Origin of the sequence: Geobacillus sp. WSUCF-018B (genome assembly GCF_002809985.1) — a bacterium.
In the GTDB taxonomy this organism is placed as follows: Bacteria; Bacillota; Bacilli; order Bacillales; family Anoxybacillaceae; genus Geobacillus; species Geobacillus thermophilus.
The window spans coordinates 1-25,124 of the sequence record NZ_PIJF01000035.1; the positions used below are offsets into that span (position 1 = coordinate 1).

The 25,124-nt window shown below is 51.2% G+C and carries 26 protein-coding genes and 1 riboswitch; of the genes, 11 read left to right on the plus strand and 15 right to left on the minus strand.

Annotated features, from left to right (window positions below; all coding sequences use genetic code 11):
* The first annotated feature begins 286 nt into the window (after positions 1–286).
* Positions 287–457, plus strand: coding sequence for a PIN domain-containing protein (locus CV944_RS11165; RefSeq protein ID WP_227412670.1), 171 nt, complete (start codon positions 287–289; stop codon positions 455–457).
* Between the two features lie 177 nt (positions 458–634).
* On the opposite strand, the gene metH is transcribed toward CV944_RS11165, so the two are convergent.
* The 3 genes from metH to CV944_RS17315 form a co-directional block, all read right to left on the minus strand.
* Entirely contained in the window at positions 635–4,045 is a 3,411-nt protein-coding gene (metH, locus tag CV944_RS11170; RefSeq protein ID WP_100664196.1) for a methionine synthase, read from the minus strand.
* Positions 4,038–5,885 (minus strand): bifunctional homocysteine S-methyltransferase/methylenetetrahydrofolate reductase, encoded by a 1,848-nt coding sequence (locus CV944_RS11175; protein WP_050368309.1) that lies wholly within the window; start codon positions 5,883–5,885, stop codon positions 4,038–4,040. Before CV944_RS11175 ends, metH begins: the two co-directional genes overlap by 8 nt.
* Positions 5,886–5,954: 69 nt before the next feature.
* Positions 5,955–6,056, minus strand: a riboswitch (SAM riboswitch).
* Positions 6,057–6,124: 68 nt separating this feature from the next.
* A complete protein-coding gene (locus CV944_RS17315; RefSeq protein ID WP_157807507.1) occupies positions 6,125–6,277 on the minus strand; it encodes a hypothetical protein in 153 nt (50 codons plus the stop codon).
* A 60-nt stretch (positions 6,278–6,337) separates the two neighbouring features.
* Here CV944_RS17315 and CV944_RS11180 point away from each other — a divergent pair, with 60 nt between their 5' ends.
* The 5 genes from CV944_RS11180 to CV944_RS11205 all read left to right on the plus strand — a co-directional run bounded on the left by CV944_RS11180 (position 6,338) and on the right by CV944_RS11205 (position 10,804).
* On the plus strand, positions 6,338–7,396 hold the full coding sequence (locus CV944_RS11180) for an ABC transporter ATP-binding protein (RefSeq protein ID WP_100664197.1): 1,059 nt from the start codon (positions 6,338–6,340) through the stop codon (positions 7,394–7,396).
* Positions 7,393–8,202 carry an ABC transporter permease gene (locus CV944_RS11185; RefSeq protein ID WP_021322541.1) on the plus strand — a complete coding sequence of 270 codons (810 nt, stop codon included), beginning with the start codon at positions 7,393–7,395 and terminating at the stop codon, positions 8,200–8,202. The genes CV944_RS11180 and CV944_RS11185 overlap by 4 nt, the downstream gene beginning before the upstream one ends.
* Positions 8,199–9,002 carry an ABC transporter permease gene (locus CV944_RS11190; protein WP_063330633.1) on the plus strand — a complete coding sequence of 268 codons (804 nt, stop codon included), beginning with the start codon at positions 8,199–8,201 and terminating at the stop codon, positions 9,000–9,002. The genes CV944_RS11185 and CV944_RS11190 overlap by 4 nt, the downstream gene beginning before the upstream one ends.
* Complete coding sequence (locus CV944_RS11195; RefSeq protein ID WP_100664198.1) at positions 9,003–10,076, plus strand: ABC transporter substrate-binding protein; 1,074 nt, start codon at positions 9,003–9,005, stop codon at positions 10,074–10,076. It begins immediately after the preceding gene.
* A 410-nt stretch (positions 10,077–10,486) separates the two neighbouring features.
* Entirely contained in the window at positions 10,487–10,804 is a 318-nt protein-coding gene (locus tag CV944_RS11205; protein ID WP_100664199.1) for a hypothetical protein, read from the plus strand.
* 124 nt (positions 10,805–10,928) lie between these two features.
* Here CV944_RS11205 and CV944_RS11210 read toward each other — a convergent pair whose 3' ends face one another.
* The 4 genes from CV944_RS11210 to pdxR all read right to left on the minus strand — a co-directional run bounded on the left by CV944_RS11210 (position 10,929) and on the right by pdxR (position 15,097).
* Positions 10,929–11,432, minus strand: a complete 504-nt coding sequence (locus CV944_RS11210) for a DUF1572 domain-containing protein (protein WP_023633933.1) — start codon at positions 11,430–11,432, stop codon at positions 10,929–10,931.
* Between the two features lie 360 nt (positions 11,433–11,792).
* Positions 11,793–12,572 carry an ABC transporter permease gene (locus CV944_RS11215; protein ID WP_223812640.1) on the minus strand — a complete coding sequence of 260 codons (780 nt, stop codon included), beginning with the start codon at positions 12,570–12,572 and terminating at the stop codon, positions 11,793–11,795.
* A gap of 4 nt (positions 12,573–12,576) precedes the next feature.
* A complete protein-coding gene (locus CV944_RS11220) occupies positions 12,577–13,302 on the minus strand; it encodes an ABC transporter ATP-binding protein (RefSeq protein ID WP_011230240.1) in 726 nt (241 codons plus the stop codon).
* A gap of 415 nt (positions 13,303–13,717) precedes the next feature.
* A complete protein-coding gene (pdxR, locus tag CV944_RS11225; protein WP_100664200.1) occupies positions 13,718–15,097 on the minus strand; it encodes a MocR-like pyridoxine biosynthesis transcription factor PdxR in 1,380 nt (459 codons plus the stop codon).
* Positions 15,098–15,216: 119 nt separating this feature from the next.
* Between pdxR and CV944_RS11230 the strand changes: the two genes are divergently transcribed.
* The 3 genes from CV944_RS11230 to CV944_RS17875 are packed head-to-tail and all read left to right on the plus strand — an operon-like array spanning position 15,217 to position 16,740.
* Positions 15,217–15,825 (plus strand): FMN-binding negative transcriptional regulator, encoded by a 609-nt coding sequence (locus CV944_RS11230; protein ID WP_100664201.1) that lies wholly within the window; start codon positions 15,217–15,219, stop codon positions 15,823–15,825.
* A 53-nt stretch (positions 15,826–15,878) separates the two neighbouring features.
* Positions 15,879–16,589 (plus strand): B3/B4 domain-containing protein, encoded by a 711-nt coding sequence (locus CV944_RS11235; RefSeq protein ID WP_014195069.1) that lies wholly within the window; start codon positions 15,879–15,881, stop codon positions 16,587–16,589.
* 22 nt (positions 16,590–16,611) lie between these two features.
* Positions 16,612–16,740, plus strand: a complete 129-nt coding sequence (locus tag CV944_RS17875; RefSeq protein WP_255408631.1) for a hypothetical protein — start codon at positions 16,612–16,614, stop codon at positions 16,738–16,740.
* Positions 16,741–17,058: 318 nt separating this feature from the next.
* Here CV944_RS17875 and CV944_RS17635 read toward each other — a convergent pair whose 3' ends face one another.
* The 3 genes from CV944_RS17635 to CV944_RS11255 form a co-directional block, all read right to left on the minus strand.
* Positions 17,059–18,810: a M56 family metallopeptidase gene (locus CV944_RS17635; RefSeq protein WP_014195071.1), complete on the minus strand. Its 1,752-nt coding sequence runs from the start codon at positions 18,808–18,810 to the stop codon at positions 17,059–17,061.
* Between the two features lie 69 nt (positions 18,811–18,879).
* Positions 18,880–19,371 carry a YajQ family cyclic di-GMP-binding protein gene (locus tag CV944_RS11250; RefSeq protein ID WP_014195072.1) on the minus strand — a complete coding sequence of 164 codons (492 nt, stop codon included), beginning with the start codon at positions 19,369–19,371 and terminating at the stop codon, positions 18,880–18,882.
* 201 nt (positions 19,372–19,572) lie between these two features.
* Positions 19,573–19,704 (minus strand): DUF3941 domain-containing protein, encoded by a 132-nt coding sequence (locus CV944_RS11255; protein WP_008879040.1) that lies wholly within the window; start codon positions 19,702–19,704, stop codon positions 19,573–19,575.
* A gap of 234 nt (positions 19,705–19,938) precedes the next feature.
* Here CV944_RS11255 and CV944_RS11260 point away from each other — a divergent pair, with 234 nt between their 5' ends.
* A complete protein-coding gene (locus tag CV944_RS11260) occupies positions 19,939–21,033 on the plus strand; it encodes a Fic family protein (RefSeq protein ID WP_013146137.1) in 1,095 nt (364 codons plus the stop codon).
* A gap of 56 nt (positions 21,034–21,089) precedes the next feature.
* On the opposite strand, the gene CV944_RS11265 is transcribed toward CV944_RS11260, so the two are convergent.
* The 4 genes from CV944_RS11265 to CV944_RS11275 all read right to left on the minus strand — a co-directional run bounded on the left by CV944_RS11265 (position 21,090) and on the right by CV944_RS11275 (position 23,639).
* Positions 21,090–21,953 carry a DegV family protein gene (locus tag CV944_RS11265; RefSeq protein WP_100664202.1) on the minus strand — a complete coding sequence of 288 codons (864 nt, stop codon included), beginning with the start codon at positions 21,951–21,953 and terminating at the stop codon, positions 21,090–21,092.
* 178 nt (positions 21,954–22,131) lie between these two features.
* Positions 22,132–22,332 (minus strand): DUF3813 domain-containing protein, encoded by a 201-nt coding sequence (locus tag CV944_RS11270; RefSeq protein ID WP_044743367.1) that lies wholly within the window; start codon positions 22,330–22,332, stop codon positions 22,132–22,134.
* A gap of 2 nt (positions 22,333–22,334) precedes the next feature.
* Positions 22,335–22,487 carry a hypothetical protein gene (locus CV944_RS17480; protein ID WP_011230248.1) on the minus strand — a complete coding sequence of 51 codons (153 nt, stop codon included), beginning with the start codon at positions 22,485–22,487 and terminating at the stop codon, positions 22,335–22,337.
* A 345-nt stretch (positions 22,488–22,832) separates the two neighbouring features.
* The gene (locus CV944_RS11275; RefSeq protein ID WP_044743368.1) at positions 22,833–23,639 is read right to left on the minus strand and encodes a Cof-type HAD-IIB family hydrolase; all 807 of its coding nucleotides are present in this window, start codon (positions 23,637–23,639) and stop codon (positions 22,833–22,835) included.
* Positions 23,640–23,755: 116 nt separating this feature from the next.
* Between CV944_RS11275 and CV944_RS11280 the strand changes: the two genes are divergently transcribed.
* Positions 23,756–24,523: an alpha/beta fold hydrolase gene (locus tag CV944_RS11280; protein WP_033027954.1), complete on the plus strand. Its 768-nt coding sequence runs from the start codon at positions 23,756–23,758 to the stop codon at positions 24,521–24,523.
* Positions 24,524–24,791: 268 nt separating this feature from the next.
* Here the strand turns inward: CV944_RS11280 and CV944_RS11285 are convergent, their stop codons facing one another.
* Positions 24,792–25,115: a metal-sulfur cluster assembly factor gene (locus CV944_RS11285; RefSeq protein ID WP_100664203.1), complete on the minus strand. Its 324-nt coding sequence runs from the start codon at positions 25,113–25,115 to the stop codon at positions 24,792–24,794.
* Between the last annotated feature and the right edge of the window lie 9 nt (positions 25,116–25,124).

Here is a 25,124-nt window from a genome sequence, read left to right on the forward strand (position 1 = left end):
ACACGCCTCAAAGAATAAGGATTGCTTGAAGCAGTCAAACTTCTTTGGAAGCCCCCACTTCAAATTTTCGCTAGAAAATTAAGTGGGGGTAGTTCACGGGGAAAATCAAGAGGTGACGTTAAAGGTGAAAAAGAAAGATGCGTTGCTATCTTTGTTCGGCACCATGCCGCCTAGGGGAGACAGCCGTCCGATGAGATGGGAGGATATTCGCAAACAAGCGAAAGAGGAACGGATGTCCAAGAGGGAAAAGAACGCAGAGTAGATGATAGGGAGAAGAGGATGAAACGTGTATATTTTAGACACGAACATCATCATTCGTTTTTTAGCCAATGACGATGAGAAACAATCTTTGGTTGCCTATCGGGTATTTGAAAAGGCGGTCAACGGTGAATTTGCGTTTCTATTGCATCCTCTTGTCGTGGCGGAATGCTGCTGGGTGCGAATGCTATATGTCTGAATCCATCATTTGAAATCAATGATGGCTGACATTTGAACAAACATCGCGATTTTCCCAGAGCGCCAATCCCCGTCTTTTTTTTGCTAAAAAACGGGAAACATCTCCGCGGCCGAGGGTTGGTGCGTAAAAAAGCAAACGAGCTGGCTCACATAGTCCAGCTCGTTTCTCGTTCCCCGCTTATAACACATTGAAATACCGCGCTTCCGGATGGGCGAAGACGATCGCGGAAACCGATGCTTCGGGTTCCATCATATAGCCGTCGGTGAGACGGATGCCGATGTCTTCTGGATGAAGCAGACGGAACAGTTTCTCCTGGTCTTCCAAGTTCGGACAGGCCGGGTAGCCGAACGAGTAGCGCTGGCCTTGGTATTTGGCGGCGAAGCGCTCTTCCATCGTGAAATCCGGGTCGTCCGGGAAGCCCCAGCGGTCGCGCATAATTTGGTGGATGCGCTCGGCGAATCCTTCGGCAATCTCGAGCGCCAACGCTTGGATGGCATGGCTTTTCAAAAATTCGCCTTCGTCTTTCCACTGTTGGGCGAGTTCGCGGACGCCATGCCCGGCCGTGACGGCGAACAAGCCGACGTAATCCATTTCGCCGCTTTCTTTCGATTTCAAATAATCGGCGAGGCAAAGATGCGGCGCCCGCGGTTGGCGCGGGAAGTCGAATGTCTCGAGCACGGTTTTGTGATCAACCGGATCGTAAACGTAGACGCGGTTGCCGTCGCTTTGCGCCGGGAAGAAGCGGTAGACGCCGGCGGGTTGAATCCAGCCGCGTTCTTTCGCTTCGGCAACGAGTTCGTCGACGACCGCTTTTAACGCCAACGCTTTTTCGTCCCGTTCTTCAAGCAGCCGCTTCACTTTTCCTTTCAAGCCGAGGTGGTGGCCGAGCACCATTTGCCAGTTGACGTACGGCAACACATGGTCAAGCGGCACGTTTCGCAGCACGTGGCGCTCGAGGTCGGCCGGGATGTAGACGGGAACGTCGGTCGAGACGTTCGATTTGAACGCGGTGGCGACCGCCGTTGGCCGTGTCGGCTCGTTTTCGGTCGCTTCTTTTTTCTTGTAGTCAATTTCGCCTTGCTGGAGTTGGTTGGCGAGCGCGAGCCCGTCCATGGCGTCTTTCGCGTACAAGACGATGCCGTCGTATTCGGGTGCGATTTTGTTTTCGGTAAATTTGCGCGTCAAGGCGGCGCCGCCGACTAAAATGGGCGTTGAGATGCCGGCTTGCCGCAAATCTTGGGCGGTGACGACCATCTGTTGGGCCGATTTGACAAGCAAGCCCGACAACCCGATGATGTCGGGCTGATGTTCGCGCACCGCTTCAATGAGTTGCTGCGGAGCGACTTTAATGCCGAGGTCGATCACCTCGTAGCCGTTGTTGCTTAAAATGATGTCGACCAAGTTTTTGCCGATGTCATGCACATCGCCTTTGACGGTGGCGAGAATGACTTTTCCTTTTGTGCTTCCTTCTTTCTTTTCCATATACGGCTCTAAAAAGGCGACCGCTGCTTTCATCACTTCCGCGCTTTGCAATACTTCAGCGACGATGAGCTGGTTGTTGTTGAACAGCCGCCCGACTTCATCCATGCCGGCCATGAGCGGACCGTTGATGATCGACAGCGGATCGGAGTAGGTCTCAAGCGCCTTCTCTAAATCGGGAATGAGCCCGTCTTTCGACCCTTCAATGACGTAGCGGGCGAGCCGCTCTTCAAGGCTCAAGTTCTCCTCAGCCGGCTTGGCGGCGGTGATTTTGCTTCGGTAAAATTCGATAAAGGTGTTTAATGTTTCATCGCTCGTGTCAAACAAAAGCGCTTCGGCCATCCGCACTTCCTCTTCCGGAATCGAGGCGAACCGCTCAAGCTTCTCAGTGTTGACGATCGCATAATCGAGCCCAGCTTGCGTGCAATGGTACAAAAAGACGGAGTTGAGCACCTCGCGCCCGGCCGGCGGCAAGCCGAACGAGACGTTGCTGATGCCGAGCATCGTCAAGCACTCCGGCAGTTGCTCTTTAATGAGGCGAATGCCTTTGATCGTTTCGTTCGCCGCGCCGATGTATTGCTCATCACCGGTGCCGACCGGGAAGACGAGCGGATCGAAAATGATGTCGCGCGCCGGCACCCCGTAGCGGTTCACGAGCAAGTCATACGAACGCAAGGCGATCTCGAGCTTTCGTTCGGCGGTGACCGCCATTCCTTGTTCATCGATCGTGCCGACGACGACAGCGGCGCCGTATTTGTGCAAGAGAGGAACGACTTTCGCAAACCGCTCCTCGCCGTCTTCCAAGTTGATCGAATTGATGATCGCTTTCCCTTGCGAGTAGGTGAGGGCGCGCTCGATGACGCGCTCGTCGGTTGAATCGATGACAAGCGGCACTTTCACTTTTTTCACGACTTCGCGGACGAACTGCTCCATGTCATGGAGTTCGTCGCGGTCTGGGTCGGCGAGGCAAATGTCGATGACATGGGCGCCGTTTTTCACTTGGGCGCGGGCGACTTCCGCCGCTTCTTCGTATTTCCCTTCGGCGATGAGGCGCTTGAATTTGCGCGAGCCGATCACGTTTGTCCGCTCGCCGACAAAGAGCGGACGCATCGTTTCATCATAGATGAGCGCCTCGATGCCGGAAACGGCGTGGACATCAAACGAAGACGGAATCGCCCGCGGCGGGATGCCGCGCACCGCTTCGGCAATGGCGCGGATATGATCCGGCGTTGTGCCGCAACACCCGCCGACGATGTTGATCCATCCCTTTTCGGCAAAGCGGCGGATTTTCTCTGCCAACATCTCCGGCGTTTCATGGTAGCGGCCTTCCTCATCCGGCAGCCCGGCGTTCGGATAGCAGCTGACCGCCGTGTCAGCGAGCGAGGCGAGCGTCCGCAAATGGTCGGTCATAAACTCCGGACCGGTCGCGCAGTTTAAGCCGACGGCGATCGGCTTCATATGGCGCACCGAGATGAAAAACGCATCGATCGCCTGGCCGGCGAGCGTCGTGCCCATCGGCTCGATCGTGCCGGAAATCATGAGCGGCACGCGGCGGCCGACCGCCTCAAACGCCTTGGAAATGCCGAGAAATCCAGCTTTTACGTTCAACGTATCTTGGCACGTCTCCAGCAACAGAAGATCGACGCCGCCCAACAGCAGCCCGCGCGCTTGTTCTTCATAGGCGGCGACGAGTTCCTCAAAGGTCGCGCCGCCTGTCACCGACAACGTCTTCGTCGTCGGCCCCATCGACCCGGCGACAAAGCGCGGCCAGTCGGGAGTTGAGAACGCCTCCGCCGCTTGTTTGGCGAGCTTGGCCGCTTCGATGTTCAACTCGAGCGCCAAATGCCCGAGGTTGTATTCATCGAGCACAATGCGCGTCGCCCCGAACGTGTTCGTTTCGATGATGTCAGCGCCCGCTTCCAAATACGCTTCGTGAATGCGGCGGATGACAGGCGGGGCGGTGAGGGTCAAATATTCGTTGCACCCTTCATACGCCTCGCCGCCAAAATCGGCGGCTGATAGGTTGGCGCTTTGGATCATCGTCCCCATCGCGCCGTCAATGACGAGAATTTTTCGCTGCAGCTGCTGTTCTAAGGTGATGTTAGCCATGAACAACCTTCCTTTCTTTGGCGGCCGCTTCTTTTTCATGGATGTAGCGGACGAGCTCGACCGTCATGTCATAGCGCAAAAACGGCGTGATCAAATAAATGCCGTTAAACAAATCAAACGCCGCGTCAATGAGCGATTTGGCGATGGCAATTCCTTCGCGCGCCGCTTCTACTGGGTCGCTGCCGCAGGCGGCCATGCGGGCGCGAATCTCGTCCGACAGGGTGATCCCCGGCACTTCATGGTGCAAAAACTCGGCGTTGCGCGCGCTCACAAGCGGCATAATGCCGATGTAGATCGGCGTGGCGAGATGTTTCGTTGTTTCGTATATTTGCACGATTTTTTCTTCCGAGTAAACCGGCTGGGTCAAGAAATAGTGGGCGCCGCATTGAATTTTTTTCTCCATTCGCTCGACCGCTTTATCCAAATGGCGGACGTTCGGATTGAAGGCCGCACCGATCGAGAAGTTCGTTTTTTGCCCGAGCGGTTTGCCCGAGTACGATAATCCCTCGTTGAATTGGCTGATTAGGCGGATGAGATCGAATGACGACACATCATACACGGACGTCGCTCCCGGGAAATCGCCGATTTTCGACGGGTCGCCGGTAATAGCGAGCACGTCGGTGATGCCGAGCGTATGCAACCCCATCAAATGCGACTGCAGGCCGATCAAGTTGCGGTCGCGGCACGTAATATGCACGAGCGGGCGGACGCCGAGCCGCTCTTTCACGATCGTGGCGACGGCGGCGTTGCTGATGCGCGGCGTGGCAAGTGAGTTGTCAGCTAACGTCAGCGCGTCGATGCCAGCGTCATGGAGCGCTTTCGCCCCAGCGAGAAACTTGTCAATGCCGAGTTGCTTCGGCGGATCGAGTTCGACAATGACCGAGCGGCGCGTGCGGGCGAGCTCGGGAAGCGGAGTCGGCGCGGGCCGATCGGCTTGCACCGATACAGATGCCGTGCGCCGCTTCACCGTTTTTTCCGTCACCGGCGTCCGGTCGGCGAGCGCCTTTGCCATTGCCTCAATATGTTTCGGCGTCGTGCCGCAGCACCCGCCGATCAAGCGCACCCCTTGATCGCGGAACGCTTTGGCCGCCTCTTCAAAATATTCCGCGTTCGTTTCATAGACAAGCCGGCCGTCGCGGTAATCCGGGAGGCTCGCGTTCGGATACGCCGACAAAAATGCGCGATTGGGCAGGGGCACTTCCTCAAGCGACTGAATCATATAGTGCGGACCAAGCCGGCAGTTGAGCCCGACAACATCGGCCCCGAGCGCCTCCAGGCGGCTAAGGGCGTCCGCGAGCGGCGTGCCGTCTTGCAAAACGCCGACTTCATGGAGCGACACATGGGCGATAATCGGCAAGTCCGTCTCTTTGCGCGCGATGGCAAGCACCGTCTCCAACTCTTCCAAATCGTAATACGTCTCCAGCAGCACACCATCAACCCCTTCGGCAAGCAGCACAAACAGCTGCTCGCGAAACGTCCGCTTCACTTCGTCAAGCGGTACGACACTTTTGTTTAACGTGCGCAGCCCTCCGATCGTTCCGAGCACGTACGCCCCCCCATTGGCTGCTTGCTTCGCCAGTCTTACAGCGGCGCGATTGATCGCCGGCACCTCGTCTTGCAAGCCGTAGCGCGCGAGTTTCACATAGTTGGCGCCGTATGTATTCGTCTGAATGACATCGGCGCCCGCCGCGATATACGCTTCATGAATATGAATGATTTCGTCTGGATTCGATAGATTCAATTCTTCAAAACAACGGTCGACGCCATGCGAATATAAAAGCGTCCCCATCGCTCCGTCGGCGATGAGAATGCGTTGTTTCAACTCATCGAGCAGCCCCACGTTTGATTCCCCCATTTCGTTGTAGTAAAAGAAAAAAGCCTTCTAAGAAGAAGACTTTTCGTTCGCTTCTTCTTATCTTCCAGGCTGTTGCCTGTCTGGATTTAGCACCTTGGCCGCGGCCAGGTTGCTGAGGGTTCACCGGGCCAGTCCCTCCCCCTCTCTTGATAAGAATGTCCGTATGCGGTTGTTTATTTCGTCTTGACTATTACTATATAATTTAATGTATTTTTTGAAATTATTCAATACGGTGAAGCAAGGAAATTTGAAAAAACGATCAATGAGACAGCGGCTTTCCGCATTGCGGGCAAAATTGGAAGCTGTTCTGCGGAATAGTCAGCCGCTTTTTGTTTTTTAGTCGCCGACATGGCGGAAAGCATATTTTTCCGTTGCACTTTCTACTCTCCTATGTTCTAATTAGGAATAGTGAACATCAAGAAGATGGGGGGCTGAAAGTGAACGGAGAAATCATCCGCTTCGAGCGAGTGACGAAGGAATACGACGGCGCAGCCGTACTGGATGATGTCAGTTTTGCGATGGAGCGCGGGAAGTTTTATACGCTGCTTGGACCGTCGGGGTGCGGGAAGACGACGATTTTGCGGCTGATTGCCGGGTTTATCGAACCGACGCAAGGAACGATTTATTTCCACGGAAAGCCGATTCAAAACGTCCCGCCGAACAAACGGCAAGTCAACACTGTTTTTCAAGACTATGCGTTGTTCCCTCATCTCGATGTGTTTGAAAACGTTGCGTTTGGTTTGCGCGTGAAAAAGATGAAAGAAACCGACATTCGCGAGAAAGTGAGGGAAGCGCTTCGGTTTGTCAACTTAGACGGCTATGAGCGCCGCCGCATTCAAGAAATGTCAGGCGGCCAGCGTCAGCGCGTCGCGATTGCGCGGGCGATTGTGAATGAGCCAGAAGTTTTGCTCTTGGATGAGCCGCTATCGGCCTTGGATTTGAAGCTGCGCACGGAAATGCAGTATGAACTTCGTGAATTGCAGCGCCGCTTAGGGATTACGTTCATTTTTGTCACGCATGATCAAGAAGAAGCATTGGCGATGTCCGATTACATTTTTGTTCTGAATAAAGGAAAAATTCAGCAGTTTGGGACGCCGAAAGACATTTACGACGAGCCTGTCAATCGATTCGTCGCCGATTTCATTGGCGAATCGAACATTTTGTCAGGGCGCATGATCGACGATTTCCTCGTCGAATTTGCCGGCAAACAGTTTGCGTGTGTTGACCGCGGCTTCGCGCCAAATGAACCGGTCGATGTCGTCATCCGCCCGGAAGATTTGGAGCTCGCGGCGCCGGAAGACGGGCAGATCGTCATCCGCGTCGATTCGCTCTTATTCCGCGGTGTCCATTATGAAATTTGCGGCTATGACGAAAACGGCAACGAATGGCTTGTCCATTCGACGAAAAAGGCCGAAGTCGGGGAAACGGTCGGCCTTCGTTTTGAACCGGAAGCGATTCACGTCATGCGACTCGAAAAGGAGGATGAGGACGCATGACGGAACGGGCGTGGCGGAACTGGTATTTAATCCCTTATGGCATTTGGCTTGTGCTGTTTGTCGTGGCCCCGATTGTCTTTTTGGTGTATGAATCGTTTTTGGATCTTGACGGCCATTGGACGTTGTCCAACTATAAATCCGTATGGACGCCCATTTATTTGAAAATGATGGCGTATTCGTTTTGGTATGCGTTTTTAATCACGCTTGTGTCGCTGCTCATCGGCTATCCGACCGCCTATTGGCTGACGAAGACGCGGCACAAGCAGCTATGGCTGTTGTTGCTTATTTTGCCGATGTGGGTGAATTTGCTGCTGAAGGTGTATGCGTTTTTAGGGCTGTTCGGCACGTACGGGCTGGCCAACGCTTTGTTGAAAGCGCTGGGCGTTGGGCCGCGGCAGCTGTTGTTCACCGATTTCAGTTTTGTCTTTGTGTCGGTGTACATTTTTATTCCGTTTATGGTGCTGCCGATTTTCAACGCGCTGGAGGAGCTGCCGCCATCGCTTGTCGATGCCGCCCGCGATTTGGGCGCTTCGGCTTGGACGACGTTCCGCCGCGTCGTCTTCCCGCTCACGCTTGGCGGGGTGAAGGCCGGCTGCCAGGCGGTGTTTATCCCGGCGCTGTCGCTGTTTATGATTACGCGCCTCATTGCGGGCAACCGCGTCATTACGCTCGGCACCGCCATTGAGCAGCACTTCCTCGTCACCCAAGATTGGGGAATGGGGGCGACGATCGCTGTTGTGTTAATGATCGCGATGGCGGTCATCGTCGTCCTGACAGGAACCGGAAGGAAAGAGGGAAGCCGATGAAACGGACGCATTGGTGGGGACGTGTGTACTTGTTAGTCGTGTTTGCCGTGATGTATACGCCGATTGTGTATTTGATGTATTATTCGTTCAACAGCGGCGGGGCGATGCACGATTTTCAATCGTTCACGTTTAAATGGTACCGCGACGTGCTGTCCGACGACCGCTTGCTCATCATCGTTTTGAATACAATCGTCATTGCGCTGCTGTCGGCGGCGGTCGCGACGATACTCGGGGTCATCGGGGCGCTCGCCGTTTACTATGTCAAGCGGCAGCGAACGAAAAACGCTCTTCTCGCCCTCAACAACGTGCTGATCGTCAGTCCGGATGTCATCATCGGCGCTTCGTTTTTGCTGCTGTTTACAATCGCTGGCATCAAGCTCGGCTTTACGTCCGTGCTGTTGTCTCATATCGCGTTCAGCGTGCCGATTGTCGTGTTGATGGTGCTGCCGAAACTCGAGGAAATGAGCCCGACGCTGATTGATGCGGCTAGAGATTTAGGAGCCAGTCATTGGCAAGTGCTGTCCGGTGTGGTGCTGCCGTTTTTGGCGCCAAGCATATGGGCGGGCTTTTTCATGGCGCTTACGTATTCGCTCGATGACTTTGCCGTGACCTTTTTTGTCACGGGAAATGGGTTCTCGACGCTGTCGGTGGAAATTTATTCGCGGGCGCGCCAGGGCATTTCCTTATCGATCAATGCGCTGTCGACGCTGCTATTTTTATTTACGATGCTGCTTGTCATCGGTTATTACGTGCTCAGCCAAAAAGGCGGCCGAATGTACGGGATAGGGGGGCGAAAGTAGGTGAGACGGCTTGTCCAAGGGTTTGCGGCCGTGTTTATCGCCGCGTTCGTCCTCATGTTCATCACCCACCGGTTGAACGAAGCGGAAGGGTACGGCGGAGGCAAAACGGTGACCGTTTACAACTGGGGCGATTACATCGACCCAGCGCTCATTCGGGAGTTTGAAAAAGAGACAGGGTGGAAAGTGATTTACCAAACATTCGATTCCAACGAAGCGATGATGGCGAAAATCGCCCAAGGCGGGGCGACGTTTGATGTCGCCGTTCCGTCCGATTACGCCATCAGCAAAATGATCGAGGAAAACTTGCTGTTGCCGCTCGATCACGACAAGCTGCCGAATTTACAATATATCGAGCCGCGGTTCCTCAACTTGTCGTTTGATCCGCACAACCGGTATTCCGTGCCGTATTTTTGGGGGACGGTCGGCATCGTCTACAACCGCGAGATGCTTGGCGGCAAGACCATCACAAGCTGGAACGACTTATGGGATCCGAGTTTGCGAAACCAAATTTTGCTTGTCGACGGAGCGCGCGAAGTAATGGGGATGGCGTTAAACAGCCTCGGCTATTCCCTCAATGACACGAACAAAGCCCATTTGCAAGAAGCAAAGCGGAAACTCGATCGACTCATGCCGAATGTGAAGGCGATTGTCGGCGATGAGATCAAGCTGCTTCTCGTGAATGAAGAAGCGGCCATCGGCGTCGTCTGGTCGGGTGATGCGGCGGAAATCATCGCCGAAAACGACAAGCTCGACTATGTCGTGCCGAAAGAAGGATCCAACCTATGGTTTGACAACATGGTCATTCCGAAAACAGCGAAAAACATCGAAGGAGCGCACGCGTTTATCAATTTTATGCTCGACCCGAAACACGCGGCGCAAAACGCCGAGTATGTCGGCTATTCGACGCCGAATCGCGCGGCGCTTCGCTATTTGCCAAAAGACATCGCGGGCGATCGGCGCTTTTACCCCGATTTGGATTCAGCTGGACATCTCGAAGTGTACGAAAACTTAGGAAAACACATGCTCGCCTACTACAACGAACTGTTTTTGCAGTTTAAGATGCAGCAAAAGTAACCATATAGATGCAACGAAATCGTTTCACATATCCTTGACGGAAAAAGTGGCTTATCCATTTTTGACTGTCGAAGGCAAGCCACAGGCTTGCCTCCGTCACGCTTTAGCGTGACGGAGGACCGAACAACGACTCGCTTCACAGACCCATTCATGGGTCTGGAAGCGGCGTTGTTCGGTCACTCGACAGTCGGATGCAATGACCGGTAAAAACGAAAAGTGTTAAAGCTTTACATTGCATCTATACAATCAGAGCAGGCGCCGCCCTCTGCAATAGGGAGATGGGCGCCTGCTTGGCGTTTGCGTAAAGGGGAACGAAGAAGCCCATGGGCGGCTTCACATACAAGAAGGGATCGGACGCAGGGAAGAAGAATAGAAAGACATGATATGATGAAAAAGAGGAGGTGGGAACGTTGCCCAATCATTTGCCTATGGAAGAAAATGTGATGGATATGCTCATCGGCGGCTTTTCGGTTGTGATGTTGATCGCGGTTGCGACAATCGTTTTTCTTTGGCGAAGGAATCGAGAGGGGCGGGCGTTTCTGTGGATATTGGCCCATTTCTTGTTGCTGTCTCTGGCTGTTTCATTTGCGCTGAAGGCGATTTCCTTTGATCTTACCCATGTGCAGGCATCCGAAGAAATCTCCCTCCTTCTTGGCAAGGCGGGGTTGGCGTGGGGAGCAGGGATGGTTTGTTTGTTGGTCGGTATTGTGAAACTTTCCAGACGATGACTGCGATCCCGATAGGTATGATTGGGAAGGAACAACAAACAACAAAAAGAAGCCATCCACCTTTATCGGCTGACGGTTCTGAGGGGCGGATGGCGTTTGCATGATCATTCGAATAAGGAGTTGCCTATGTTGTTTTTCGATTTCTTGGTATGGTCAGTGTTTTCCAGTTGTTTGCGTTCAGCTGTTTCGCGATATAGACGATTTGCCCGATATGATACGAATAATGGTACATTTGCCGCTCAATGGCTTCGATGACGGAATGGGGTTCGCCGCGGATCGTGACCGTCCGCAACAAATCCGTTTCTTGCAGTTCGTTCAGCGTCTGAAAGAAAGCAGACCACCCCTTTTCCCAGCAAGCCATGACTTCTTTGCGCGTATGGAAGTCGTTGATAAACTCATCATCGCGGTTTCGGTCCGGTTTTTCCCCATCCGACGACAAAAAGTCTGTCCAGCGCGACACCATATTTCCGCTCATATGTTTGACAATGATGGCGATGCTGTTGGCCTCCTCATGAAAGCAATGGAACAGCTGTTCCTCCGAACATTGGTCCATAGCCCGTTCGGCGGTCTTTTTCATGTCAACAAAGCGTGCGCGCACCACTCGCAAATATTCTTGGCCGATGTTCATTCACACACCTCCGTCAAAGAAATGCCATCTCTTTTATTCGCCGTCGATGCTGTGATTTCTTTCTATGTGACGGCAAAAAGCAAAAAAAGCAACGCCTTGGGCGGACATGACTATGGGTCATGTTTTCGAAGCAGGCGAGTGAATAATTAGCTCATAGCGGCACTCTTCGTTGCCTGTGTTCATAAATTGATGTTCGCAGGCGGCGTTGTAATAAAGAGAGTCCCCTTCGTGCAAGATGTCCGTGTTATGAAAACTCCTTTGCTTTCCCTGAGTGCCGAGGATTCATTCGGCATGGTCGCGAAAACATCCTCTCGATTTTCACCGAAAGGGTGCAAAAGGTGAGGGATAACGTCCACTCTTTTAGACGTAGCTTCCGATTTTTCCGTTTTTTCTCGCCCAATGCCATTGTTGCTTCAAGACCAATGAGCCCATGGCCAGCCATAATAGCGAGATGCCGAGAGCAGGAAAGAATACGGGCCATCCTTCATTCACTCCTTGCACGGCCCAAGAAAGGGGAGAAAAGTAGTTGAGAATATGAAAGGCTGTCGGCAATAAATTTGAAGATAGAAAAAAACCTGAGAAGATTAATAAATAATAAAGCAGCACCTCGGTAACGGCTCCGACTTGTTTTAAGCGAAGGGACAGTCCTAAAATGAACACACCGATTCCCGTCATCCCGATTAGGCTTACGCCGCCAAATACGACGATCTCCGTTATCATGGATAATATTCCCGAGAGAATTTCGGAAAATCCAATCATCAAAGCCGCACAGATGAAAAAGAGCACTACCCACACGGATGATAATGCGATTTCCGCGATCACTACGCCCATTAAAACTTGCCATGGGGGAGTCTTGGTGGAAAGTACCTGCTCTGCCGTGCCGAGATACGCTTCCTCGATCACCGTGTTGCCGAGCTTTGAGATCAAATGAGCGCTTAAGTACCAAAGGCTGAAACCGAACAGTTTGAGCGTCGCTTCCTTTCCGGTTTGTATCGGGCTTGCGTACAGCGTACCGAGAAAAAAGACAAATTTAATGATAAGGCCAACGGTAAAATCGAACCAATACCGACGATACTCTGCCCTTTTTTTCAAAAAGGAAGCCAATACTACATTCAAGATTTGCAGGGGCAACCGACTCACCTCCTTAGACGGATAGGTTGGAACGAATAGCGGCCAAAAAATGAGTTTCAAGGTCGGCTGGAGTTGAAAAATGTTCTTTCGTGCCGCTCCAAACGATTTTTCCGCCTTGAATAAAGACAAACTTATTTCCAACGGCGTGGGCAAAAGGAATGTCGTGGGTGGTGATGAGAACGGCTTTCCACCATTGGTTTTCTTCCGTTAACATGGTTCGGATATGATGTTGCGACTCAACATCAAGGCCAAGAGTTGGCTCATCAAGGAACAAAAACGGCGCTCCTTTCATTAAGGCGATCGCAAATGCCAGTTTTTGTTTCATCCCACGTGAAAGGGTTTGGGTAAGACGCTCAGCGTATGGGGTTAGATTCAACACGGCCATCATTCGTTCGGCTCTTCGTTTTGCTTCAGCACGACTCCATTTGTTCAGCAAGCCGAAGTATAAGAGATTTTCCAAAACAGTTAAATAAGAATAGGAGTTGTCAGCTTCTTCAAATACGACCGCAATCGACTCGCGCGCTTCATCTGGATGGCGGACAACATCTACTCCATTGACATAGATGCTGCCGCTGTCTGGTGCAGTAAGCCCGATGATGCATCTTATTAAAGTAGTTTTTCCGGCTCCATTCGGCCCTAACAGAATAAGTCGATCCCCTTCAACCAGTTCAAGGGAAACATTATGTAATACTTGGCGGTTTGGCGGATAGATTTTGTTTACGTCTTGCACGGCAATCATTTTTTTCTACCCTTTCCATTTAATAAGCTAGGGTGGTCTTGAAAAATCTTGAGGACCACCCGAAAGGATTATTACCAACTCGCTGGGACTTGAGACGGAGCATGTTTTAGTATGTCGTCACTTGTTGGAATAGGAGGGACTACAGTAAGAGAACCATGTCCTTCCAGTCGATAGAAAAGCTCTGTAGAAATACTGGTGGAAAGTTCAATAGCTATATCAATTTTGCACCACATATTAAATGGTCTATGATTTTTTCCACCCATATTCTCTTTCCCCTTTAGTGTATTATACAAAAAAACAAAAAAATGTAAATATTTAAAATTAACGTGACATTAGAAACCGATCAAAAATACACGCCAAGACAGGGATTCCGTGAGCTTGTGTAAAAAGAGGGGCGTTTTCCGTGAAGTCGTCGTCAACACCATGCTTTTTTGAGCAGTTTTACTCCAAGCTCAATATCCTCGAGCGACAAGCCGCTAAAACCGAGCTTGATCATGGGTCGGTCTGGCCGTTGGTTCACAAAATAGCGCGAAGTGGGATACACTTTTACCCCACACGATAGGGCGCGTTGAAGCAGCTGTTCTTCTGAACAATCGGAATGAACTTTGATTAACACGTATAAACCGGACTGTTCGCCAATAATGGAGATCATATCCCCAAATGCTTTTCGCAGTAGTGATGTTAAATGCTCCATTTTTCGTTTGTACACGAGACGCATGCGTTTAATGTGGCGGCTCCACTCCCCTTCTTCCATAAATTTGGCCATCGCCAATTGGCTGAGGATGGACGCGGTGCTCTCGAAAAGGCGAAACCGCTGCTGATAACGGTACAAAAGCGACGGCGGCAACACCATGTAGCTTAAGCGAATCCCAGGCAGAAACGATTTTGAGAAATTGCCTAGATAAATGACTCTTGACGAATCAATGGAGGCAAGAGCCGGAAACGGCTTTTGCGTGTAACGGAATTCGCTGTCGTAATCGTCCTCGATAATATAGCCATCGACGTTGTTCACCCATTGAATGAGCCTGTGCCGTTGCTGGATCGGCATGCTGACTCCCATCGGGCTTTGATGTGAAGGGGTGACATAGATGAGCCGCGATCGCCTGTTCTCGAGCGGTGAAAGATCGATGACGGTTTCGGAAACAGGCACCGTTTCCAGCTGAAAGCGGTGAAACAAAAACGCTTCTCTGGCGCCGTCATAACCAGGGTCTTCGACGATCACGCTGTTGAATTCATCTTTTAGAATATAGCCAAGGGAGAGAAGCATTTGCTGCGTGCTGCTTCCGATGATGATGGCGTTTGGCTCTGTGATCACCCCGCGGGATTCGAGAAGGTAGATGGCGATTTGCTTGCGCAAGCATAATTCCCCAAACGGATCCCCATAGCGGAAACATCCTTTGGCCGTCAATACTTGATTGGAAATTCTTCTCCATGCTTTAACGGGAAAATGATCGGCATCGACGGTATCGGCGCGAAAATCGACAACAACGGACGTTGCTGCTTCCCTTGCCGATTGGCGTGCAGAAATGCGGGCTTTTGGAATGAAAAGAGGTTCCACTTCATTGGCAAAATACCCTTTTCGTTTTTCCGCGCGAATATATCCTTCCGCTACCAGCTGTTCGTAAGCCATTAAAGTTGTGTTCCGGCTGACATTCAATGATTCGGCGAGTTGGCGAATGGAAGGTAGCGGCTCATTGGCTTGAATGTCGCCTTGTTCAATCAATGATTTCAATTTTTCGTAGATTTGCTTGTATTTAGGCGAGCCGTCCTTCAAGTCAAAAATGATCGTCTTCATGTTCATCCTCCTGACATGTTTATTTTTTTGTTATTGTCACTTTTTTTATGTCAGTTTTGATTATATTATACATTGTGAAGAATGGAATGCTGTAATTGAAAAGATGGGGGAGAGGACTGATGTATATTCCGAAGCATTTTGCCATCAACGATATGTCTGTCGTCTATGAGGTGATCGAGGAGAACAGTTTTGCCACCTTGGTGTCGATGCATCAAGGGGAGCTGTTTGCCACCCATTTGCCGCTGTTGCTCGATCGGGAGAAAACGTGTTTGTACGGCCATTTTGCCCGTTCTAATCCGCAATGGAACGACATTCAACATCAGACGGTCTTGGCGATTTTCCACGGTCCGCATTGTTATATTTCTCCTTCCTGGTATGAAACGAACCAGGCGGTGCCAACATGGAATTATGTGAATGTCCATGTGTACGGGAACGTGGAGTTGATCGACGATGAAGAAGAAATCATGCAGTCGCTGCACGATATGGTAGAAAAGTACGAAGCGCCGGACAGCCGTTACCAGCTGTCAGAGGTCGATGCTAAGTTGCTTTCCAAGATGAGAAGCGGAATTCAAGCTTTTAAAATCCATATCGAGCGAATAGAGGGAAAAGCCAAATTAAGTCAAAACCATTCTGTACATCGGCAAGAGAGGATCATCAAGCAGCTCGAGCAAATGCCATTTGAAAACGAAAAGCGAATCGCTTCCCTGATGAAAAAGCAACAGCAGTGAAATCTCCGCCTTGGCGAGCCCTTCAAAACCGTAAGAGAATGGAGGAGTGGATGATGACACGTTTTGTTGTTGAAGACGATGTTTGGGCCATATTTCCCCACGCCAAAATCGGTGTGGTCGTTGCCCAAGGGATTGACAACGGCATCAAGAATGCCAGCGTTTACGAACAAATGCTGCGAGAGGCGGAGAAAGAGGCGCGGAAATTCCTGGAGTTTGAAGAATTGAGCCGCAACCCCGTCATCGTTGTTTGGCGAGAGGCGTTTCGGCGATTCAAAACGAAAAAAGGGGCGCGTTGTTCGGTTGAAGCGCTGCTGAAACGAGTGAAAAACGGTCAGCACATCCGAACGATCAACCCGCTTGTGGATATTTATAATTCTGTTTCATTGCGTTACGGGCTTCCATGCGGAGGGGAGGATATCGACACGTTTGTCGGCGACATCCGGCTGGCGCTGGCGGATGGTCATGAACCGTTCATCCCGTTGGGAGGCGAGGAAAACGACCCGCCGTATGAAGGAGAAATCGTGTATAAAGATGACGTGGGCGCCATATGCCGCTGCTGGAATTGGCGGGAAGCCCAACGAACGATGCTCACCGAACAGACGAAGCACGCCTTCCTTTGCATCGAATCGATTGATGATACGAGGCATGAGGCGCTTCATCAAGCATTAGAGGAACTGGCTTATTCGGTACGGCACTATCTTGGCGGCACGGTGAAGATGCACATATTGGATGCCCATCATTCGGAAATATCGATAACAGATTAAGGATCCCTTCATCAGTCTTGCTTTGGTTGCTGCCGCGATCGGCCGCCTCGGCGGGGAAGGAGAAGCGATGCGACTCGCCGAGCCGATTGTCGGGGCGACATTGGTGATCATTGTTGCCGGTGTTCTGGTCGGAAGGGTGGTTGGCGTCTGATGATGGTTGCCTGTTTAAAGGTGTTCGCGGGCGGACGATGCCCGACGATTTAGAGAAAGGGGTGCATGGAGGGGAAGAAAAAAGAAGAGCCCCCCTCTTTCCAAAAACGGCAATAAACTGTTGCCGAGCTTGTCCGCCCCAAGCTTGGCAGGGCGCGGCAGTAGCGGATTTCATCATAATAATATAGATGCAATCTAAAACTTTAACATTTATCGATTTTGCTGGTCATTGCACCCGGCTGTCGGGTGGCCGAACAACGCCGCTTCCAGGTTGTTGTTCGGTCTTCCGTCAAAGATATGTGAAACGATTTCATTGCATCTATATATGCAACCACTCTTTCACAAAATCAGGAAGCGATTCGCGCCAACAGTCGCGCCACCATAATCGAAGTTTTTGCGTGCTCCATCCGGTTTCGGTCGTGCGGAGCGAATGAATGCGCCAATACATCGGCGGATGGGGGGATAGTTGAAATTTGGAAAAGCGTGAAAACCAGTCCTCTCTCTCGAAAGTGAAAGAACCGTCCTCGGCAAATGCATCTTCCTCCTCATCGTCTTTTTCCTTCGCATCGATGTGGTAGCTATGTGCTTGCTCGATGGCTTGGTCTTGATTTTTTGAAAGAATGGCTAAGGCGTTGGCCATCTGGTCGTTGCCGCCATCAAGCAGCGTCGCTCCGAGATGATCAGCGCGCACTTCCATCCACTGCACAAGCCATGAACGGAAAGCGGGATACAATAGAACGATGAGCGTCCAACCGATCAAAAACGTTGCGGCGCGATGTGTTTCCAACCAATGGGCGGCTGCTTCGTACACGCCGGCGATGATGGAGGAAATCACCATGATGAAGGCAAACTGCAACAGCTGCGCAGTTAAAACGTCCCGCTTTTTGACATGGACGGCTTCGTGGGCGATGACTCCTGCCAACGCATCGTGCGGAAGTTTCAACGTTTCCGATGTCAAGGCGATCAGCGATCGACCGATGTAAGGGCCTGCCGCAAAGCCGTTGTAGTCGCTTGACTCTGTTGTATAAACTGCAAGATGGGGCAAGCCGGCCCGTGCGCAAATGGTCCGAATGATGTGCTGGATAGGTGGATTCGTGACCGGTTTCATATCGAGAGCAATTTTCAAAACTCGATCAGAAATGAATAGGTTAATTGTCCAAAAAAAGAGAATGGCGGCGATCATGGTGATGGAATCGATTTTCCAATACGCCAGCAAGGCAAGAAGGGCGGCGTAAGCCCCCACCCCTTTGACGGCCGCGGAGAAATACGCTTTTCCAAGCAGCCGCTTCCAATTGCTTGGATGATAAAACGGCTGGATGTGAATCTCTCTCTGCGAAGACAACGGTTTTGGAAGGATGTTCATTGATGCCAGCGATCCAGGATTGAGATACACTCGTTCCCCGTCAAACGACAGCTTCCACGTTTTTCCCATGTTGACCGTATAGTCGGCATGAGGGGAGAACAAGTGAAACAGATGGAATAGCTGCAAAATATCGGGGGCTGTATGCACTTGGATGTCAACGCACTGATCCAATGGATATCGCTTCGCCTCAACGGAAGAGATGAGATAGAGCGCATGATCGTTTTGGTCATAAAACAGGTGGAGCGAACGAAAAAGCGCCATGCGTTTGAAAAGTCCCGCCGCCATCGATAAAAAGCCGTATAAGAGAAACAGCTCCACAACGGGAGATGGAGAGCCAATCCAAAAATAAGGAATGGCGATGCCGATGAATAAGGCGGAGAAGCCGATGTCAAGCAACGCTCGCTTTTTTTCGCGTGGAACAACAATTTCTTTTGCCCCTTTCGCTTGCAGTTCGGCAATGATGTCATATGTTGGCACGCGGTTTCGTTTCGGCAGCGGGATGACTTCGTAACTGAGCCAAAACGCGCCGAGCATCGAAACAGACTGCAGCAATCCGCCTTGAACAAAACCACACCATGCCCAAACAGCTCCAATCAATGCAGCGAATAGGCGGCCGTATAAGGCTGCGTTCCATTTTTCTAACTTTTTGGCTACCCATTGGAAGGAAAAACCGAGAAGAAACGAAACGATCATCCCCCAATCAGACACACTTGCTTCCTCCCCTATAAACATCACTCTTCTATTTATGAAAAAACAGGCAGCGCGCTTCTGCCTGTTTCAGCGGTAGTTCACAAACTGCACGTCAATCGGCAAATCGGCTTCGCGAATGGCGGCGATCACCTTTTGCAAGTCGTCTTTGCTTTTGCCGCTGACGCGAATTTGGTCATCTTGCACTTGGCTTTTCACTTTCAAGCCGGTGTTTTTGATGATCGTGGTGATTTTTTTCGCGTTTTCTTTGTCGATCCCTTGGACAAGCTTGGCGCGCTGGCGCACCGTGCCGCCTGATGCCGGCTCGATTTTGCCGTATTGGATGTTTTTCGTCGCCACCCCGCGCTTAATGAGCTTGCCGATGAGCACATCTTTCAGCTGCTCAAGCTTAAACTCGTCGTCGGAGATGAGAACGAGCTCGTCTTTCTCGAGCGAAATGTCGCTTTTGCTTCCTTTGAAGTCGTAGCGCGTCTTGATTTCTTTCATGGCGATGTTGATGGCGTTTGCCACTTCCGACAAATCGACTTTGGATACGATATCAAACGAACTTTCTTTGGACATAAGCGACCTCCCGGGCGTGTGATGTACTTTCATTATAGAAAAAGGTGGGAGGAAAGACAACAATGATCAAAGGGGCAAGAAGGTTAGTTTCGTCCTTTATCCGGAAGAGGCCGGCATGTAGCACCATGCTGAAAGCGGGACTTGATGCAGGGGAACAATGTGAAAAAGGCGGTGTTTCGGCCGCCTTTTTTGTCATTTTGCTCACAAATGATCCGTCTTCTTCGAATACGCGAACTTCCCGGCTTCGCGGTTTTTCTCGCGCATCATGTTTTTCTCATGGCGCTTCGCTTGGTTGTCGCGCGCTTTTTTGTCGTTGTCGCTCGTGTTTGGCATCGGTAGCCCTCCCTTGTTTCGATCGTCCATCATTAGTATGCGGTAAATGGAAATGAACTATATGGAAATAGGGGAAGGTAGTTTGTGGAAAGATAAATGGAGAATTTTTCTTAACAAATGGTTCGCTTCAGAGTATAATTAAGTACAAAAATAGAGATAAATGTTTGTAATAGGGTAGATATAGGTGTTTAACGATCATTTTTTATCTAAAATGTTCGTAAAGGGGAATGAAAAATGAAACGAAAACCGTTTGTCCCCTTCAAGCTTCCTCTTAGCGAAGATGTCGTGAATCAAATGCGTTTTCTTCGCGAATTGATCGAAGCGAATAAGGCGATGGTTGAGTATCAAACGATGCTGCGGCATTCAAAGCTGCATCCGCGATTTCTGCTCAGGCCGATCATGCTGAAGGAGGCGGTGCAGTCGACGAAAATTGAAGGGACACAAGTGACATTGGATGAAGTGATGGAGACTGAAGCACAAAGCAGAAAAGCGAACAGCGATGTGCGAGAAGCATTAAACTATTATGAAGCATTAGTGGCAGGGATGGATGCGCTGAAAGAGATCCCCATTTCGACTCGGTTGTTTAAGCAGTTGCATCGAATTTTGTTGTCAAACGATGTACGCGGATCCCATCGGTCGCCAGGGGAATTCCGAAGGGTGCAAAATTTCCTCGGTCCGGAAGGATGCACGATTGAAACCGCCACTTACATTCCTCCGGAGCCGCATCTTGTCAATGAGTATATGTCAAATTTAGAGAAATACATTCATGAACCGAACGATGATTATGATGAATTAGTGAGAGTAGCCATAATTCATGCGCAGTTCGAAACGATTCATCCATTTCTGGACGGAAACGGTCGGATTGGAAGAATTTTGATTCCGCTCTATTTGTATAGTAAAGGTGTCATCGATTACCCGAACTTTTTTGTCAGCGATGTGCTTGAACGGGATAAGCACAAGTATTACCGCTATTTGAATGATACCCGCTACAAAGGCGACTGGACGCAATGGATTCAGTTTTTCTTGCAATGCGTCCATTTACAAGCGAAACAAAATGTTCGATTGATTCAAAAAGTAAACGATTTGTATGAAGAGGATTTGGAAAAGGCAAGTGCGCTTGTGAACAGCCATAATATTCGAACCGTTGTCAATGTCATGTTCCAGCACCCGATTTTTACCGCGAACATGATGGCGGAGTTGACCGGTTTGCCGGAAGCGACGGTTCGGCGCTATTTGAATCGGTTTGAGGAACAGCAACTCATTTTCTCGGATGGCCGGATGCGGTCCAAAACGTACTACTACTACAACCTTCTTGATCAACTTCGGTGATGAGGACAGGCGCCTGTGTTGTGCAGGCGCCCGTGTTTTGTCCGGCGGGAAAGGCGTCAGATCTCAATATATTTGTTCAGAAAAAAGAGGGCAATCGTCCCCGGTCCGGCGTGTGCGCCGATGGCGCTGCCGATGTCGGAGAGGAAAAAGCGCGTGCAGCCGTGCGTTTCTTCGATCATTTGTTTCAGCTCCAAGGCGGTTTCTTCGTCATCGGCATGGCTGATGCCAATCGTTTGTTTTTGAAGATCGTTGCCGCGTTCGCCCATCAACTCGACCATGCGCTTTAACACTTTTTTTCGCCCGCGCCATTTTTCGATTGGAATCAGCGCCCCGTCTTCGACATGGAGAAGCGGTTTGATGTTGAGCAAGCCCCCAAAGGCCGCGGCAGTTTTGCTGATGCGGCCGCCGCGCGCGAGGTAGTCCAAGTTGTCAACGGTGAAAATGTGTTCCATATGGCGGCAATACGCCTCGATCGTTTCACAAAGCAAGTTGTACGGTGTGTTTTGTTTCGCCAGCTCGACCGCTTTCATGACGGCGAGCCCTTGGCCAAGAGAGGCGCATTTCGAGTCGATGATTGTCAGGCGAAATTCCGGATATTCACCAAGCAGTTCGCTGCGCACGGCCATCGCTGTTTGGTATGTACCGGATAATTTCGATGAAAAGGCGATGTAAAGGCATGGCCGGTTTTCTTTGGCGTATGGCAAAAACAGCTCCTTCATCGCCAGTGGGCTTGGCTGTGCCGTTTTCACCGTATGCCCTTGGCGCATGGCGTCATATACTTGCTTCGGCTCGATCGTGATGCCGTCTTCGTAATCTTGGCCGTTCCAATGAACGACAAGCGGCAAAAAGGCGATTTGATGCTCGCGGATGTACGATTGCGGCAAATCGGCTCCGCTGTCGGTGATGATTTGAATGGACATGGTTCGTCCCCCTTTTTGTGAACAAAAATGAATATAGTATAGCCGCATCGAATGAACGGACGATTTTGGCCGGTGAACAGCGATTCATTATCTTCTTTTAGTGTAGCGGTTTTTCGGACGGAATACAATGGAAAATCTCGAGCGGGCGAAAGAAACAGCTGCGGGAAACCGCAGCCGTTTAGTGGGTGAGCTCATCAAGCTCGGCTTGAAATTGACGCAACTGCGCTTTTTCCGCCGTGTTGGAATGCGCATAGGCAGATGACAAGGCGTTTTTGGCGATGGCAATGGCGTGGTCGACGTTCATGTCGATTTCGCCGTTAGCCGCTTGTTTGGCCTGCGCGACCGCTTTGCGCGCCTCTTGGAACAGGCGGTTGCCCATCGCTACGCTCCTCCAAGCGACGTTTCCATCGCTTTTTCCGCTTTGCGCGCTTCCGCCTCGGCGTACGTTAAATGATAAGGGATTCGCTTGTCATGCCGTTCAACCGCATCGACGCTTTGTTGGACGAAACGCTTCGATTTGTTTCGTTTGCCCATGACGGATTCCCCCTTTAAAATATGAAGACGCGCGTTGCGTCACGTATAGTGTAACCGCACGGGGGGAACAGTAGTAAGGAAATTCGTTACAACACAAGTCGCTCTACAAAGCGGCAAGGCGGTTGGAGCAAGGCGAAAAGAGAAGCATCAGCCAGCGTTTAGATTGTAGGAAGCAGATAAGGCTGGTGATGGAACGCGGAAAACGCTCCAGCAAAGCGTTCGCCAACGGAGCAGCATCGAAACAGTTCTTTTTTCTGTTCATGAACATTTTGGAGAAACGCGCTTTTTCATCCATCTTAATGGACGGCGCCAAAAAAGGCGGCCCGGAAGCCGCCGTGATGGAAACTACAAACGAAGCAAATCCTGCAAATATGCACCGACGCCGTCTTCTTCATTGGTTTTTGCCACATCGTCGGCAATGGTTTTCAACGGTTCGATGGCGTTGCCCATCGCAACACCGAGACCGGCCCAGTCGATCATCTCGAGGTCGTTGTCTTCATCGCCAAAAGCAATGACGCGCTCCCTTGGGATGCCGAAATAGTCAGCGACTTGTTTTAAGCCTGCAGCCTTATGGACGCCATGGCGGATGATTTCAATGACATGCCACGGTTCGCTCCAGCGCCGTTGGTGGATGACGTTGGCGTACACATTCGCTAAGTGTGATTGAATCCGCTCGATATGATCATCGTCCGTGTACACGAGCACGCTCGTCGGATCTTTGCCGAGCGAGCGGCGCAAATCACCGATTTCCACGGTCGGGTTGCCAAGGCGGACGATGTCAAGCAACACCTCGTCATGTTGGTGGAAATAGACATCGTCTAACACTTCGGCCATCATATTCTTGATTCCATAGGATTCGCTGATTTCAACAATGTCTTTGACGATCGCAAGCGGCAGCGGGTAATGGTGCATGCCCCACGACGGCTGGCGCGGATGGTGGACAAACGCGCCGTTGAAATTGACGATCGGCGTTGCAAGGCCAAGTTCTTCGTAGTACATGGAGCTTGCCCGGTACGGGCGGCCGGTGGCGATGACAACAAAATGGCCGGCGTCGATGGCGCGGCGGATGACGTCTTTGGTAAATGGAGAAATCGTTTTATCCCCTTTGAGCAACGTTCCATCCAAATCCAACGCGATTAAATACGGCTTCATGTCCGACTCCTTTGCCCTCGTTATTCTTTACACTACATAGTGTAACTCTTTTCCAAAATCGCTGTCCATATGGTAAACTATACAGCGATGGAAAAAGAAAAGGGGTTTGTGCAACCATGGTGATCATTGAACAGGAACAGTTGGCCGGCGTGCCGGTTCTTCACGTTGTCAAGCTGGAAAAGCGGGACGAACGGCTGCCGCTGATTTTCTTTATCCACGGCTTTACGAGCGCCAAAGAACATAATTTGCATTTCGGCTACTTGCTCGCCGAGGCGGGCTACCGCGCTGTGCTTCCCGACGCGCTGTTTCACGGTGAACGGGACGAAGGCTTGAGCGAACGGAAATTGCAGCTGTCGTTTTGGGACATTGTTGTGCGCACGATCACCGAAATCGAGGAGATGAAAAACGACCTTGTAAGCCGCGGGCTGGCTGACCGAGAACGGATTGGGCTCGCTGGGACATCGATGGGCGGAATCGTCACGTTCGGCGCGCTCGCCGTCTATCCGTGGGTGAGGGCGGCGGTGGCGCTCATGGGCTGCCCGAACTACAGCGCCTTTTTTGATGAGATGATTGAAGAAGGAAAGCGGCGCCAAATCGACATTCCGCTGCCGCCGACGCTGCTTGCGCTCGAAAAAGAAAAGCTCGCCCGCTACGATTTATCCAAGCAGCCGGAAAAACTCGACGGCCGGCCGCTGTTCATCTGGCACGGGAAAGCCGACCAAGTCGTCCCGTATGCTTATACATATGAGTTTTACAAGCAAATTAAACCACTTTATGAAGGAAACGAAGACCGGCTGCAATTCATCGCCGACCCGCACGCCGGCCATAAAGTGACGCGTGAAGCGTTTTTGGAGACGGTGCGCTGGTTTCGCGAGCATGTGTAAGCAAAATCGGCAATGAGGAAACGAACATGTTTGTGGTCAGCTAAAGCGTGCTTCACAAGAGGGAATCCGCCTTTTAAAAACAAAAAAGGCGGATTTTTCGTTTGAGCACATTTTTTATTCAAATAACGGATGGATGACCGGGTGTTTTCGCCGGTCGAAGAGTTGGATCGGATCGCCGCGGGAGGGGCGATGAAGCGGGAAGCCCTCGATTGGCGAGGATTTCCCCGGTGGATTCGATATGTCGGATACATCGCCTTCGCCTTTTTTGTCATCGTTCCTTTGATGGCATGGTTGTGAAATGCCCAAGCTGCCGGAGCGCGTCTTCGCTCATTCGCTCCGGCGTCCATGGCGGGTTCCATGTCACTTGGACGCGCACGTCACGGATGCCGTCAATGTGCTCAAGCACCCGTTTGACGCCGCCGGCGATCGAGTCGTGAAGCGGGCAGCCGGGGGTCGTGAGCGTCATCAGGACATTGATATGCCCATCTTCGATTTTTAAGTCATAAATCAACCCTAAATCGACGACGTTAATGCCGAGCTCCGGATCAAGGACCGTTTTCAGCTGTTGAATGGCAAGTTCGCGGACATCCATCGTTCTTTT